Here is a 226-nt window from a genome sequence, read left to right on the forward strand (position 1 = left end):
CAACTCGGTCGTCGCCACCACGACGGCGCTGAAGCTTGCCGACTACGTCGTGACCGAAGCCGGCTTCGGCGCCGACCTCGGCGCCGAAAAGTTCTTCGACATCAAGTGCCGCAAGGCGGGCTTGAAGCCGTCGGCCGCCGTCATCGTCGCCACCGTGCGCGCCATGAAGATGAACGGCGGCGTCAAGAAGGAAGAGCTCGGCAAGGAGAACATCGAGGCGGTCAAG

The 226-nt window shown here is 64.6% G+C and carries 1 protein-coding gene; it reads left to right on the top strand.

The features are described from left to right. The coding region (locus tag AU465_RS38160) for a formate--tetrahydrofolate ligase (protein WP_192257105.1) at positions 1-226 on the top strand (226 nt) is incomplete at both ends.

This window comes from Mesorhizobium silamurunense (genome assembly GCF_014843905.1).
Lineage (GTDB): Bacteria > Pseudomonadota > Alphaproteobacteria > Rhizobiales > Rhizobiaceae > Mesorhizobium > Mesorhizobium silamurunense.